This is a genomic window from Chryseobacterium sp. SORGH_AS_0447, assembly GCF_030818695.1.
Classification (GTDB): domain Bacteria; phylum Bacteroidota; class Bacteroidia; order Flavobacteriales; family Weeksellaceae; genus Chryseobacterium.
Genome location: NZ_JAUTAR010000001.1, coordinates 2,497,825 through 2,512,355 on the forward strand (window position 1 = coordinate 2,497,825; position 14,531 = coordinate 2,512,355).

Annotated in this window: 13 protein-coding genes; all 13 read left to right on the forward strand. The window is 39.5% G+C overall.

Annotated features, from left to right (window positions below):
• Nucleotides 1-148 precede the first annotated feature (148 nt).
• The 13 genes from QE422_RS11550 (at nucleotide 149) to QE422_RS11610 (ending at nucleotide 14,366) form a co-directional block, all read left to right on the forward strand.
• Nucleotides 149-1,069 (forward strand): T9SS-dependent choice-of-anchor J family protein, encoded by a 921-nt coding sequence (locus QE422_RS11550; RefSeq protein ID WP_307458307.1) that lies wholly within the window; start codon nucleotides 149-151, stop codon nucleotides 1,067-1,069.
• A gap of 78 nt (nucleotides 1,070-1,147) precedes the next feature.
• On the forward strand, nucleotides 1,148-1,855 hold the full coding sequence (locus QE422_RS11555; RefSeq protein WP_307458309.1) for an SDR family oxidoreductase: 708 nt from the start codon (nucleotides 1,148-1,150) through the stop codon (nucleotides 1,853-1,855).
• A gap of 189 nt (nucleotides 1,856-2,044) precedes the next feature.
• Nucleotides 2,045-2,791: an electron transfer flavoprotein subunit beta/FixA family protein gene (locus tag QE422_RS11560; protein WP_307458310.1), complete on the forward strand. Its 747-nt coding sequence runs from the start codon at nucleotides 2,045-2,047 to the stop codon at nucleotides 2,789-2,791.
• Nucleotides 2,792-2,866: 75 nt separating this feature from the next.
• On the forward strand, nucleotides 2,867-3,814 hold the full coding sequence (locus QE422_RS11565; protein ID WP_307458312.1) for an electron transfer flavoprotein subunit alpha/FixB family protein: 948 nt from the start codon (nucleotides 2,867-2,869) through the stop codon (nucleotides 3,812-3,814).
• Nucleotides 3,815-4,026: 212 nt separating this feature from the next.
• Nucleotides 4,027-4,626: a bifunctional nuclease family protein gene (locus QE422_RS11570; RefSeq protein ID WP_307458313.1), complete on the forward strand. Its 600-nt coding sequence runs from the start codon at nucleotides 4,027-4,029 to the stop codon at nucleotides 4,624-4,626.
• Between the two features lie 20 nt (nucleotides 4,627-4,646).
• Nucleotides 4,647-5,981 (forward strand): MFS transporter, encoded by a 1,335-nt coding sequence (locus QE422_RS11575; protein ID WP_307458315.1) that lies wholly within the window; start codon nucleotides 4,647-4,649, stop codon nucleotides 5,979-5,981.
• A 115-nt stretch (nucleotides 5,982-6,096) separates the two neighbouring features.
• Nucleotides 6,097-6,642, forward strand: a complete 546-nt coding sequence (locus tag QE422_RS11580; protein ID WP_307458317.1) for an RNA polymerase sigma factor — start codon at nucleotides 6,097-6,099, stop codon at nucleotides 6,640-6,642.
• A complete protein-coding gene (locus QE422_RS11585) occupies nucleotides 6,632-7,315 on the forward strand; it encodes a hypothetical protein (protein WP_307458319.1) in 684 nt (227 codons plus the stop codon). The genes QE422_RS11580 and QE422_RS11585 overlap by 11 nt, the downstream gene beginning before the upstream one ends.
• A gap of 70 nt (nucleotides 7,316-7,385) precedes the next feature.
• On the forward strand, nucleotides 7,386-8,471 hold the full coding sequence (locus QE422_RS11590; RefSeq protein WP_307458321.1) for a hypothetical protein: 1,086 nt from the start codon (nucleotides 7,386-7,388) through the stop codon (nucleotides 8,469-8,471).
• A 72-nt stretch (nucleotides 8,472-8,543) separates the two neighbouring features.
• Entirely contained in the window at nucleotides 8,544-8,933 is a 390-nt protein-coding gene (locus QE422_RS11595) for a hypothetical protein (protein WP_307458322.1), read from the forward strand.
• A 53-nt stretch (nucleotides 8,934-8,986) separates the two neighbouring features.
• Nucleotides 8,987-10,168, forward strand: coding sequence for an acetyl-CoA C-acyltransferase (locus QE422_RS11600; protein ID WP_307458324.1), 1,182 nt, complete (start codon nucleotides 8,987-8,989; stop codon nucleotides 10,166-10,168).
• 297 nt (nucleotides 10,169-10,465) lie between these two features.
• On the forward strand, nucleotides 10,466-11,998 hold the full coding sequence (locus tag QE422_RS11605; RefSeq protein ID WP_307458326.1) for an MFS transporter: 1,533 nt from the start codon (nucleotides 10,466-10,468) through the stop codon (nucleotides 11,996-11,998).
• Between the two features lie 196 nt (nucleotides 11,999-12,194).
• Complete coding sequence (locus QE422_RS11610) at nucleotides 12,195-14,366, forward strand: T9SS type A sorting domain-containing protein (RefSeq protein WP_307458328.1); 2,172 nt, start codon at nucleotides 12,195-12,197, stop codon at nucleotides 14,364-14,366.
• Nucleotides 14,367-14,531: the final 165 nt, after the last annotated feature.

Below are 14,531 nucleotides of genomic sequence, written 5' to 3' on the forward strand. Positions count from 1 at the left end.
AATATGATAAATATTTATTGTATTGATTTTTGATATAGTGTTTTGAGCGAAAAAAAATAATATTAGATCTCATATCGGTTATATTTTTACGTTTTATTTGTGTATTTGGTTTAAAAATTATATATTCATACTGTTAAATAATAATGATATGAGAAAATTTTTACTATTAAGTTCATTATTGGGAATAACTCTGATGAACGCACAGACCAACGTGTACAGCTACGGCTTTGATACCGCATTCGGAACAGATTGGGTAACCACCAATCAAAGCAGTCCTTCTACGACTTCTTTATGGACTAAGGCTACTTATACAACACCATTAAGCAATCCTTTATTCGGAAGCGGCAATACGACTACGGTACCGTCAGGACAGGCAGGAGGAGCCAATTCATTTGCTTTGGTGAATTATACCAGTACCTCTGGGACCGGGATTATCAGCAACTGGCTGATTACACCGTCAGTAAATGTAAAAAATGGAGATGTTGTAAGTTTCTACACCAGAAAAGGTACTGACGGTACCAGTGATTATCCAGATCGCCTGGAATTACGATACAGTACGGCAGCAACTGCTGTGACACCTTCGGGCGGATCTTCAGGAGTGGGTTCTTTTACCAATCTGGGAGTAACCGTAAATCCTAATCTTGCCTCAGGATTCGTGTATCCTAAAACTTGGACGAAATACAGTTTTACCATTACAGGAGTGGGAAATAATCCAGTTGCGGTTAAGTTTGCTTTCAGATATTATGTGACTGATGGGGGGCCAAGCGGAACAAATTCTGATCTGATTGGTATCGATACCTTCTCTATTGACAGAGCTGTTTTAGCCACCAATGAAGTAGGCGCAACCAGTAAAACGGTTTCGGTATATCCTAATCCGACAACGGATTATTTGACCGTTAAATCTGAAGAAAAAATCAGTACAGTGGAAATTTATGATATTAGCGGCAAAAAAATCCCGGTATCTGTTGAAGGAAATACAATTGATGTAAAAAAACTTAATGCAGGAACCTATCTGATTAATATAGAAACCAAGTCAGGGAAAGTTTCAGAAAAATTCATCAAAAAATAAATACTGACAAATGTTAGTTTGAAAAAACGCTCCAATTGGGGCGTTTTTCTTATTTTTAGGAACTAAATCCAAAATAATATGTTAGAAAATAAAGTCGCTTATATTACAGGAGGAACCAAAGGTATTGGTTTCGGAATTGCAAAAATTTTATTAGAAAACGGAGTTTCCGTAGCATTTTCGGGAAGGAAAAGAGAAGATGTGGAAAAGGCAGAGCAGGAACTGAAACAGTACTCCGAAAATGTTCTGGGAATTGTTTCAGATGTAAAAAGTCTTGAAAGCGAAGAGGAAGCGATACAGCATATCAAAGAAAAATTCGGGAAACTGGATTTTGTAATTGCCAATGCCGGGTTAGGTGTTTTTAAGCCTGTGGATCAGCTTTCCGCCGAAGAATGGAACGATATGATCAAAACCAATCTGACAGGCGTTTTCTATACCTTAAAAGCTTCTGTAGAAGAACTCAAGAAAACAGAAGGATACTACATTACCATTGCCAGCCTGGCAGGAGCCAATTTCTTTGAAAAAGGATCCGGCTACAATGCCTCAAAATTTGGAGTGGTTGGCTTTACCCAGGCGGCCATGATCGACCTGAGAAAGTACAACATCAAATCCACGGTTATCATGCCCGGTTCTGTTGCTACAAACTTTAACGGAAATATCCCTTCTGAAAAGGACGCATGGAAGATCCAGCCGGAAGATATGGGAAATCTGGTGCTGGATATTTTAAAGATGAATCCGCGGGTTTTGCCGAGCAAGATCGAGTTTAGGGCAACAAAACCAGCCAACTAAAAACATCTAATGCGCTGAATAGTAAATTAATAAGTATTATGCATGCATAATATATATTTTATTTATATTAGCGAAACATAATTTAATGAAAATCCAGGTATAAAAATCCTAAGCTTTTATATCAAAGAGAACAATAAAGCACGTATGAAGCCGTAAGGGGACATAAGGCAAATAAAAATTAAACAACATATGAAAATATTAGTTTGTATCAGTAGTGTTCCGGATACTACTTCCAAGATCAACTTTACAGCAGATAAATCTGCATTCGACAAAAACGGAATCCAGTGGGTAATTAATCCGCTTGACGAATTTGCACTTACGAAAGCCATCAAATTGCAGGAATCTCAGGGCGCAACGGTAACGGTAATCAACGTAGGGGATGCGGTTACCGAACCTGTAATCAGAAAAGCTTTGGCCATCGGGGCAAATGATGCGGTACGCGTAAACCTTGATCCTAAAGACAGTTTTTCCACGGCTAAGGAAATCGCTGCGGTTGTACAGAACGGAGGATATGATTTAATCCTTTGCGGTAAAGAATCCATCGATTACAACGGAGGTTCAGTTCCGGGAATGGTAGCTCAGTTATTGAATCAGCCTTTTGTGAATGCATCCGTAGGGTTGGACGTAAACGGAAGCAAAGCAACTGCGGTAAGAGAAATTGAAGGCGGAAAAGAAACAATTTCCGTTAAGTTACCGGCTGTTATCGCCGGACAAAAAGGATTGGTAGATGAAAAAGACCTGATCATTCCGAATATGAGAGGAATTATGTCTGCCAGAACAAAACCTTTGCAGGTTGTTGAGCCGGCTTCATCTGAGGTAAAAGTTCAGGGGGTATCTTATGACAGCGTTCCGCCGAGAGCCGCTGTAAAAATGGTTTCTCCGGACAACCTGGACGAATTGGTAAGACTACTTCACGAAGAAGCAAAAGTTATTTAATCATTCTAAATTCAACATTTAAAATTCAGAAAAACCAACCTTGAATTTTGAACTTTAAATCTTAAATATAAAATCATGGCAGTATTCGTATACGCAGAAAATATAAACGGAGTTTACAAAAAAGCGGCTTTTGAAGCGGTATCTTTTGCTAAAGCAGTGGCCGATCAGGCCGGAGATACAGTAACGGCAGTCTCTGTAAACCCTACCGATTCTTCAGATTTATTATACAAATATGGAGCATCCAATATAATCAACATCAAAGACGAAGGTCTTAAAAATTTCTCCGCTAAAGCTTATGCACAGGCAGTAAGTGAAGTGGCAAACGGAAACATTATCGTTTTCCCTCATACAACGGATGCATCGTCTATTGCGCCGATGCTGGCGGTAATGAACGGATATTCTTTAATTACCAACGTATTGGAAGCGCCGGAAAGCCTTTCTCCGTTTCAGGTAAAAAGAAAAGCATTCTCCGGAAAAGGTTTTATGCACGCTAAAGCGGAAGGAACAGGCGTAATCGTTACGGTTTCCCAAAATGCTTTCGGCGTTAAGGAAAATGCGGTTTCCGGTTCGGAAGAAGTAAAAAATCTTTCAGTGGCCAATGAAGATACCAAAGTAATTTCCCATGAGCAGAGTTCAGGAAAACTGGATCTTAAAGAAGCTGAAATCGTGGTATCTGCAGGAAGAGGATTAAAAGGACCTGAAAACTGGGGAATGATCGAAGATCTGGCAAACGTTTTGGGAGCGGCAACTGCTTGTTCCAAACCGGTTTCCGATATCGGATGGAGGCCTCATACTGAGCACGTAGGACAAACCGGTAAAGCAATAGCTCCGAATCTTTATATCGCCGTGGGAATTTCAGGAGCTATTCAGCACCTTGCAGGAGTGAACTCTTCAAAAACTATTGTTGTAATCAACAGCGATCCTGAAGCACCGTTCTTCAAATCGGCCGATTATGGGGTAGTGGGAGATTCTTTCCAGATTATCCCTGCCTTAACGGAAAAAATTAAAGCATTAAAAGGATAAGAAAGGTTAATTGTGAATGGTCAGTTCGCTTCGCTTGTCAATTTTATTTATTACGATAAACTGAAAATTCACTTGCAAAGCAAAATTGACTGATAAAAATAAAATTCACAGTTCACCAATCATTACCATTCACCTATAAAAGCCCTTTTCGGGCTTTTATTTTTGTCTAAAAAGTAAAAAAAACTTTGAAAAATTAATCTATATTTGTAGCTATGGATTATAAACAGTTAATTATTCGCGGAATATCGTACAGCCAGACACAATCCGGGGCGTACGCGTTATTATTGGAACATGAAGAAACACATATTAAATTACCTGTTGTTATAGGGAATTTCGAGGCACAATCCATTTCTCTTGGTCTTGAGAAAGACATTCATCCGCCCCGCCCTCTTACGCACGACTTATTCACAAAATTCATCGTTTCCGCCAATTATGAACTCCTGTCTGTGATCATCTACCAGATCGTTGACGGTGTTTTCTTTTCAAATATCAACTTTAAAAACAAGGCGACAGATGAAGAACTGATCCTTGATGCCAGGACTTCCGATGCGGTAGCAATGGCCGTCCGTTTTGATGCGCCTATCTTTACCACTCAGCAGGTGCTTAACGAAGCCGGAATTCTTCTTGAGCTGGAAGACGTTTCCAAAGAAGAAGAAAGCTTCTCGGAAACCGTACACGAGGAAGACAACTTGAGATCCGTTTCTATGGAAGAGCTTCAGAAGCTTCTGGATGAAGCCGTAAAAGAAGAAGACTACGACACCGCTTTGGAAATCCAGGAAGAGATCAAACGAAGGAAAAAGAAAATTGACTAAAGAGATATTATAATTATAAAATGAATTTAAAATTACGTTTGATCATCCTGAGCTTTCTGCAGTTTGGCGTCTGGGGAGCTTATCTTACATCCATGGGGAATTATTTGGGTTCTGTGGGATTAGGTTCCAAAATAGGACTTTTTTATGCCATGCAGGGGATTGTATCGATTTTTATGCCTGCTATCATGGGAATTATTGCAGACCGATGGATTCAGGCTCAGAAACTACTTGGAATTTCACATCTTCTGGCAGCTGTTTTTCTGATTTGGGCAGGTTATTATGGAATGTCAGCAGGAGACAATGTCGAGTTTTCCAAGCTTTTTATTCTCTACAGTTTAAGTGTAACATTCTATATGCCGACTATTGCTCTTTCAAACTCTGTAGCTTATACGGTTTTGGTTAATAACAACTACGATACGATCAGATCATTTCCGCCAATCCGCACTTTAGGGACTGTAGGATTTATTTGCGCAATGCTGTTTGTAAATTTTGCGGGAATCCAAAACGGGAGTCTGACATTTAATTTTTCTAATAATACAAGTTTCCCTAGTTTTCAACACAGTTACAGTCAATTCTTTGTTTCTGGGATTTTAGGTATTGTGTTATTCTTATATAGTTTTACATTACCTAATTGCGAAGTAAATACAAGTACGGAAAAAAGAACGCTTTCTGATGCTTTGGGGCTAAAAGCATTTGCTTTATTTAAAGAAAAAAAGATGGCGATTTTTTTCATCTTTTCCATGTTTCTGGGAGTTTCATTACAGATTACAAACGGATACGCAAATCCTTTTATAACAAGTTTTAAGGCTATTCCGGAATATGCGAATACCTGGGGTTCCAATAATGCAAATGCGCTTATTTCCTTATCGCAGGTATCAGAGACTCTTTGTATCCTGTTAATTCCATTCTTTTTAAAGCGATACGGAATCAAGAAAGTGATGCTAATGGCCATGTTTGCTTGGTTCTTAAGATTTGGTTTGTTTGGTCTTGGAAATCCAGGCAGCGGCGTTTGGATGTTTGTTCTCTCTATGATTGTATATGGTATCGCATTCGATTTCTTTAATGTATCAGGTTCGTTATTTGTAGATAAAGAAACAGATAAAACAATACGTTCAAGCGCCCAAGGTGTTTTTATGATGATGACCAATGGCTTTGGAGCCACAATAGGGATGTTGGGGGCACAGGAAGTGGTGAATCATTATGTTTTTTCACAGTCAGATCCTTCTCTACAGCTTGCAGGATGGCAAACATCATGGTACATTTTTGCAGGCTACGCACTTATTGTTACTATTGCTTTTGCCATTGTTTTCAAACATAAACATAATCCACAGGAATTAGATGAAGTAAAACATTAATTTTATTTCACCGATTATTAAAATACTAAATTGCACTTTTAAAAAAAGTGCAATTTTTTTTATTTCTCAGGCAACCCTTTGAAAAATCCTGCGTCTTACATATAGAAACAGATCCATGAAGAATTTGGAAGAGAACTTTAAGCTGGCAAAAAAACATAATCGTAAAGGGCAGAAAGTGCTTTATGAGATGTTTTCACCTAAAATGCTGGCCATAGCCAATTCCTATGTAAACAACCTCCATGATGCCGAAGATATTATGATGAACGCCTTTTTTACCTGCTTTTCAAAAATAGAGGATTGCAGGGAATGGAAAAGCTTTCCGTTTTGGCTGAGGAAAATTGTGGTTAATAATTCGATTAATTTTATCAGGAAACATAAGAATATTCTGTATTCCGATGTCGAAATCAATGAACTCGAAAGTGCAGAGGATGACCGGGAAAATGAAATAGAGGAAATTGATATGAATGAGATATTCTTGGAAATGCCGGACGGCTACCGACTGGTTTTTAACCTGTATGTCTTTGAAGAAAAAAAGCATCACGAAATTACGCAGATCCTGAATATTTCCGAAGGCACCAGCAAAAGCCAGCTGAGCAAAGCCAAGAAATGGATTGTTGATTTTTTAAAGAAAAAAGAAGATGAAAAACAATATGCTAAATAAACTGAAATCCGGCTACGAGGAGATGGAAATCAAGCTATCCGCCGATCTTTGGGATCAACTGGATCAAAAGCTTGAGGAGAAGTCCGAAATGGCAGGAAAAGCTTCTTCTCAGTGGTGGAAATATGCCGCTGTTGTTTTGTTGCTGATTTCTTTTGGAACCATTATGTATTTTAATTTCAAAAAAGAGGTTGAGGTTAAAAATACCGGTTATATCGTAAAAAAAGAATCAAATACACCCGCTGATCCCGTTCATCCCAAACTTGAAAAGCCGCAGGTTGTTTCTAACAATGCCGCAGCTACGGAAAGAGCAATGACAATTACTGGAAATCCAAAAGTCCAAATTACGGAAAGAACAGAACGGAAAATAGGGCAGCCTGAAAGCACAGAATTCAAAATACAGCAGATTGCTGCAACGCCACCTGTAAATATTCCCGTTGAACCTAAAGAAATTGAAAATACCGTTCAAAATTTGCCTGTTGTTGCCGAAGCCAGGAAAGTGCCGGGCGGTTACATCAGTGCAGATGATCTTCTTACCGGAAGGGAACTTGATAAAAGCCGGGAAAATTTCGTAAAAGAAGAAAAAAGATTCGGAGTTTTCAACATCGGTAAGGTTTTTCGCAAGGTAGACAATGTTACTTTTTTAGGAGTTACCGTGTACAACGATCCTAAATAATAATTCCTCTTGGAAGCACTGTTCAAAATACAAAACAGCTTAAAAATAATGCTTAAAAATATAAAAAATCATGAAAACTAAATTTGCGCTGATGACAGCTCTATTGGCATTCTCTTATGCCTTTTCACAGGAAATAAACCCGCGGCTGAAACTCTACTCAAAGAAAGTCGACAGCATTGTTTTCTCTGAGAAAACCAAGATGAATAAAGAGCTGGATGATCTGGATAAAGACTACCAGAACAATAAAGTGACCGCTAACGAAAAGCAGGAAAAAAGAGCGCATATCGCAGCCCGGTATGAGGAGATCATCAATGGAAAAGTAACGGAACAGAAAAATCAGCTGGAAGATGCAACCCGTGAAATCGTGAAAAAAGCCGTTATGGAAAATCCGGAAAAATATTCTCTTGAGGTTTTTTCCCAGAATAATGCTCTCATCACATTGAATACGGATGAAAAGGTAACTAAAAAAGAGCTTTTAAAAACTGTTGATTTCAATATAGGATATGGTCTGATTAACCTTACAAAATCCTCCTCGTCCTTGGACATCGGAAATAATGAATCAGGAATAAAATTTGGAAATGCCTTTTCATCGGAAATGGATATCAGGATAACGAGGCAGATTGGATCTCTTACATCTCCTGTCTTCTACCGTCTAGGATTAGGTTACCGCCAGGACACGTTCGTCCCTGAAAAACCAAATGTTTTTGTACAGGATCTGAATGAGATTTACATGGCCGATTTTAATGATCTTACAACAGGTATTCTTAAAAAGTCCTATCTTAAAAACCATTATTTCGTAGTTCCGGCGGATCTGGTTTGGGTCTTAAATCCTAAATATACCATTGAAAATAATGAAAAGATGTTGGATAATTCCAAACAAAATTTAAGGCTAACGGCAGGAGTTTACGGCGGCGTGCGTTTTCTTACACAGAACTATGTTATTTTTAAAAATGAAGACAACAACCGTGTGAAATATAGGGAAAATATTACGGAAGCTGCAGAAAGGTTTATCTTCGGAGGAAAATTGGCATTGGGTTATGGTCCGATCAATATTTACGTAAAAAAAGATTTCACACCGAATTTTAACGATCTTGCAAAAATTAATAACAAATATGGCTTTCAGATAGGATTGGAGCTGTTGTATATCAATTTTTAATGTCGATTTAGATTATAGAAAAACACACTTTTTGGAGTGTGTTTTTTTTTGTATTTTGGCATTTTAAGAAACATGAAAAATATTCAGTTAATAGGATTATTATTGGTGGTGGCAGGAAGCTTTTTGCCTTTAGTGCATGTACCGGTTATCGGGAATTGGAACTACTGGAAACTGGATCATTCCTTGGCCATTATGTGCTGGGTGCTCGCTGCAGCAGCTCTTTTCGGTATTGTAAATAACAGTGTAAAGGTAACATGGATTTCTGCAATTCTGCTGGTGCTTTTGTTTCTGTTCACTTTGTTTGCCGTGAAGTTTCAGGCATCCCAGTATTTCAGCTTTATGCCTTTCAAATCATGGCAGGATAAGCTGGCGGGCATCGTCAAATTGCGATGGGGCTGGATTGTAGAATTTCTGGGCGCATTCATCATCATTTTCACTAAAAATAATAACGTAAAATCGTAATAATCAGAATCTCAGGATTCGGTCTTAATTAAATTAAAAATAGTATTATAAAAATGAAAGAAGTATTCATCGTTTCCGCAGTAAGAACGCCGATGGGAAGTTTTCTGGGAAGCTTATCAGCAGTGCCTGCGACGAAGCTGGGAGCTGTTGCCGTAAAGGGAGCATTAGACAAAATCGGTCTTGATCCGAAACAGGTTCAGGAAATCTACATGGGAAATGTTTTACAGGCAGGCGAAGGACAGGCTCCGGCACGTCAGGTGGCTATTGGTGCGGGTCTTTCCAATGAAACGCCTTCTACGACAGTCAATAAAGTTTGTGCTTCAGGGATGAAAGCGGTTTCCATGGCAACGCAGGCGATCAAGGCAGGTGATGCAGATGTTATCGTGGCCGGAGGAATGGAAAATATGTCTTCGGTTCCGCATTATTACAATGCAAGAAATGCGACAAAACTGGGTGATGTAAAAATGCAGGACGGGATGGTGTTGGATGGGCTTACCGACGTTTACAATAAAGTTCACATGGGCGTTTGCGCAGAAAAATGTGCAACCGACTACAGCATTTCAAGAGAAGAGCAGGATAATTTCGCTATCGAATCTTATAAAAGAGCGGCAAAAGCCTGGAGCGAAGGCAAATTTGCCGATGAAGTAGTACCGGTGGAAATTCCTCAGAGAAAAGGAGAGCCCATCGTTTTTGCAGAAGACGAAGAATATAAAACCGTAAATTTCGACAGAATACCGACTCTCCCTACCGTTTTCAAAAAAGAAGAAGGAACCGTAACGGCAGCCAATGCTTCTACCTTAAACGACGGAGCTTCCGCACTGATCCTGGTCTCCAGGGAAAAAATGGAAGAACTTGGACTTAAGCCATTGGCAAGAATTGTTTCTTACGCCGATGCAGCTCAGGCACCTGAAGACTTTACGACCGCTCCGGCAAAAGCACTTCCGATTGCGCTTAAGAAAGCTGGACTGGAAGTTTCCGATATCGATTTCTTTGAATTTAATGAGGCATTCTCCGTAGTAGGATTGGCCAACAATAAAATCCTAGGACTGGATGCTTCCAAAGTAAATGTAAACGGTGGAGCTGTGGCAATCGGTCACCCGCTGGGAAGTTCAGGGTCAAGAATTCTGGTTACTCTGATCAACGTATTGAAGCAGAATAACGGGAAATACGGTGCGGCGGCGATCTGCAACGGAGGTGGAGGAGCTTCTGCGATGGTCATCGAAAACATGCAGTAATTTCAACACATACAAGTAAGAAATCCGGAAGTTAAGGCTTTCGGATTTTTTTATTCAGTACGGCTGATTTTTATTTGGAGCTTAATCCTGCTTTCCATTGCAATCAGGGCTAGGGCAGCAGCCGTTATTTGAAGCAGATTCTTCGGTTTTGTTCATTTAAAAATTACGATAAACCACCTTCAGTGCTTAAAAAGTGGAATTCGGATTTTAACGCAATAATAAATTCTTCCCAAACCAAATAAAAACCGCCGAATATTCAATGGTTTTCCTATTTTTGTGCTACTAATATTATTTGAAATGTCTGAAATTGAGAATCAACACCCTCAAAACATAAAGAACAATCCGAAGATCATGAAAGCCTGGGCGGTTTATGACTGGGCGAATTCGGTTTACTCTTTGGTAATTACTTCTACCATCTTCCCGATTTATTATTCGATTCTTACTACTGCTTATGAAAAGAAAGAATATGTCGAGGAAACAAAATCCTGGATCGACGTTCCCGTACGGCACATGATTAGGATCTTTGGGAAAGAATACCAGCCCGATGCAGTGTACGGATATTCACTAACCATTTCTTTTTTCATTGTGGTTTTACTGTCTCCGTTTTTATCCTCCCTGGCAGATACTATCGGAAACAAAAAATCTTTCCTGCAGTTTTTCTGTTATCTGGGAGCCACTTCATGTATGGGATTGGCCATGTTTACCGGAATGCATAATGTATTTCTGGGCTTGTTGTTCAGCATTACCGCAAGTGTCGGATTCTGGGGAAGTCTGGTGTTTTACAACTCTTTCTTACCCGATATTGCGACACGAGACAAGCAGGATGCTCTTTCCGCTAAAGGATATGTTTATGGATACATCGGATCTGTTGTTCTCGTAATTATCTGCCTGATCCTGATTCAGGTGGTAGGTAAGGGTAATCCTGAAAAACAGCTGTTATTTACCAGAATCAGCTTCCTGCTTACGGGAGCCTGGTGGTTTGGGTTTTCTCAATATACCTTTAAGCATTTGCCGCAGTTTGGCGATGTGAAGGAAAAGCTTCCGAAAGACCTTGTTTTGCTGAACTATAAAAACATATTTAAAAAACATGAAGAACAGGGCGGTTTCTTCGAGGTATTAAAAGACAACCTGAGTTTCTATAAAGATATTGCCAAAGAAAGCTTTCATGAATTGTTTAAAGTGGGAAAAGGACTTTTTAAAGACCGTAACCTGAAATATTTCCTGTCCAGCTTTTTCTTCTACAGTGTCGGAATGCAGACCATTTTCCTGATGGCCACGTTATTTGGTAAAAGTGAAATCAATCTTCCCCAGGACAAACTGATTGGTACATTGCTGATTATTCAGATCGAAGCCATTATCGGAGCCGTTATTTTCTCAAGACTATCCCGAAAAATCGGAAACAAAAATGTAATTTCGATCGCCATTATTTTATGGATTATTGCCTGTATCTGGGCCTATTTCCTCAATAAGGAAAACCCGACAGTGGAATATCAGTTCTATGGGGTTGCGGCTGTGGTCGGCCTCGTAATGGGAGGGCTTCAGGCCATGTCGAGATCTACCTATTCCAAGCTGTTACCGGAAAACTCGATGGAAAATACAACGTTTTTCAGTTTCTATGATGTATTGGAAAAGATCGCAATTATCGTAGGAACATTCGTTTTTGCTTTATTTATTGATAAATATGATGCGCTTCGGGGAATCTTTTCGAAGATCGATATCATCCTTCCTTCCGCTTCCGGGATGAGGTTCGCTGCATTCTCGATGGCCCTATTCTTTTTTGTAGGCTTGATCCTAATCCGGTTTTTAAAATTGAATACACAGAAGAAATAATTATAATAAGTATAAACTAGAAAAGACGCTGAAAACAGCGTCTTTTTTAATTTAACATGGATCTTAATTTATTTATATCATTAGCGATGGTAAAAATTCATCTATTATAATTGAAAATAATTTCAAAATGATGTGAATTTTTTAATTGTTTCATGTTTTTTTTATTACTTTGCAAATGATAAATAATTGGTAAAAAATGATTAAAAAAATTTTACTTCTCTGTATTCTTCAGTGCATGGTCTTGTGTTTTTCTCAAAGCATACGGCCTGTAGCGCAGAAGGTTTCAGAATTTCATGCCCAAAAGAAAAATTTTGAAAAATTCGAGGTTTTCACCCTGAACAAAAATTCTGAAAAATTAGCAGAATACAAAAGGTCTGCAACCGATATTTCCGTTTTAACGATTGATGTCAAGCAATTAAAAAAGCTGGTCTACGAAAAACCGGAATATCTTGAGATTTCTTTTCCTTTCGATGGCAAGCAGATCACGATGGAACTTTACAAAAATCAGATTTTTACCAGTGATTTCAAAGTAACAACCGGTAAAGGAGAAACCGTGAATTATACACCGGGAGCCTACTATCAGGGAATTGTAAAAGGTGATAACCAGTCGGTGGCGGCATTCAGTTTCTTTGATGATGATATAGTTGGAGTGGCTTCCACACCGGAACTTGGAAATATCGTAGTCGGAAAAGTCAAAAATTCGGCCGATTTTGTAAGCTATTCCGATGCAAAGCTAACAGGGCTGAATCCTTTCATATGTGGAGCGGATGAGCTGGCGGAAAACCACAAACAGAAAATTGCTTTTGATCCGTCCGCACAGAAAAGTACGGGCAAGCTCATCACACAGAACTGTGTAAGGATTTACTACGAAGTCTGCTATACCCCTTATACCAATAACGGATCCAACACAACAACGACGGCCAATTGGCTAACCGCTGTTCATAACAATATTTCCACGCTGTATAACAATGATGATATAAAGATCGCCTTAAATGAAATTTACATCTGGACGACTGCCGATCCTTATACCGGAACACCTAACGCCAACCTGGCAAGTTTCAGGACAAACAGGCAAACCTTTAACGGAGATCTGGCGCATTTGGTCAATCAGCCTTCGACAACCAGTGTAGCTTATGTAAACTCGCTTTGTACAACGTACAGACATGCTTACTCAGGAGCTGCCCAGACCTATAACAACGTTCCGGTTTATTCCTGGACTATTGAGGCAATGACCCACGAAATGGGGCACAGTTTAGGCTCGCCACACACCCATGCCTGTGCCTGGAACGGCAACGGAACGGCCATCGACGGATGTGGTACCCAGGCAGGCTATCCGGAAGGCAGCTGCCCAACCGGACCGATTCCTTCTTCTTCCGTAAAAGGAACCATCATGAGTTACTGCCATCTCGTTTCGGGAGTAGGAATAAATTTTGCCAATGGCTTCGGCCCGCAGCCCGCAGCCCTGATCCGAAATACCGTAGAGTCCAAAGCCTGTCTTGGGATGAACTGTACGACTGCCTGTAATACAACCATTACCGGGCTGTCGGTTTCCAATATTACCCAGATTTCGGCCAACGCCGCTTTCACGGATGCAACGTCAACTTCCTGGAAATACAAGCTCACGAAATTCGACGGAACATTGGTAAGCAATGGAAATACAACCACACAATCGTTAAGTTTATCGAGTCTTCAGCCGGCCACTTATTACCTTTTATCAGTAGGAACGGATTGTTCAGCAGGTTACCAGAGAACCCAGATGTTTTTAACGGATGCCGACTGGTGCGGTGGAGCATCGTTTACCGATACAGGCGGAACCACAGGGAATTACGGGGATAACCAAACGATCGTAAAAACATTTTATCCAAGCTCAGGCGCTTTAACCATAGGCTTTACAGAGTTTGGTCTGGAACAGGGATATGATTTTATGTATATCTATAACGGTCCGTCTACCAGCTCACCAATGTTCCCCAATGGAAACGGTTTAACGGGAACTACCTTACCGGGGACATTTACTTCAACGCATCCTTCGGGAGCCATCACTGTACGGTTTGTTTCCGATCCTGCAGAAAACGATATCGGCTGGAAAGCTAACTTTTCATGTGCGGTACTTGCTGTAGAAGATGTGAATACCAAAGATAATTCAGTAAATATTTATCCGAATCCTGCAAAAAATACCATCACCATTTCTTCTAAAGAAGCTTTACAGTCCTTTAAAATTTATGATGAAGCAGGAAGGCTGATCAAGTCGGAGTCTTCATTAAAAGGCAACAAAGTGGAAGTAAATATTTCGTCTATGCAGACCGGTAATTATATCGTAACTGTTGAAACGGAAAAACAAAAAACCACCAAAAAACTGATTAAACAGTAATCTTTAAAGAATATCCAATAAAAGCCTGATTTTGTCAGGCTTTTTTGTTAACTTTATAACAGTAAGCAGCGGTTTATGATTTAATTAAAAATTTAAACTTTTTTAGCTGTTAAAATTTGTTAGAATTCGGCTCGGGATTTGCTTATATTCAGCAGAATAGTTTTA

Coding starts and splice junctions, on each gene's coding strand:
- QE422_RS11560 (WP_307458310.1), top strand. CDS start 2,045: ATGAAAATATTAGTTTGTATCAGTAGTGTTCCGGATACTACTTCCAAG.
- QE422_RS11550 (WP_307458307.1), top strand. CDS start 149: ATGAGAAAATTTTTACTATTAAGTTCATTATTGGGAATAACTCTGATG.
- QE422_RS11585 (WP_307458319.1), top strand. CDS start 6,632: ATGCTAAATAAACTGAAATCCGGCTACGAGGAGATGGAAATCAAGCTA.
- QE422_RS11595 (WP_307458322.1), top strand. CDS start 8,544: ATGAAAAATATTCAGTTAATAGGATTATTATTGGTGGTGGCAGGAAGC.
- QE422_RS11610 (WP_307458328.1), top strand. CDS start 12,195: ATGATTAAAAAAATTTTACTTCTCTGTATTCTTCAGTGCATGGTCTTG.
- QE422_RS11555 (WP_307458309.1), top strand. CDS start 1,148: ATGTTAGAAAATAAAGTCGCTTATATTACAGGAGGAACCAAAGGTATT.
- QE422_RS11570 (WP_307458313.1), top strand. CDS start 4,027: ATGGATTATAAACAGTTAATTATTCGCGGAATATCGTACAGCCAGACA.
- QE422_RS11580 (WP_307458317.1), top strand. CDS start 6,097: ATGAAGAATTTGGAAGAGAACTTTAAGCTGGCAAAAAAACATAATCGT.
- QE422_RS11590 (WP_307458321.1), top strand. CDS start 7,386: ATGAAAACTAAATTTGCGCTGATGACAGCTCTATTGGCATTCTCTTAT.
- QE422_RS11600 (WP_307458324.1), top strand. CDS start 8,987: ATGAAAGAAGTATTCATCGTTTCCGCAGTAAGAACGCCGATGGGAAGT.
- QE422_RS11575 (WP_307458315.1), top strand. CDS start 4,647: ATGAATTTAAAATTACGTTTGATCATCCTGAGCTTTCTGCAGTTTGGC.
- QE422_RS11605 (WP_307458326.1), top strand. CDS start 10,466: ATGTCTGAAATTGAGAATCAACACCCTCAAAACATAAAGAACAATCCG.
- QE422_RS11565 (WP_307458312.1), top strand. CDS start 2,867: ATGGCAGTATTCGTATACGCAGAAAATATAAACGGAGTTTACAAAAAA.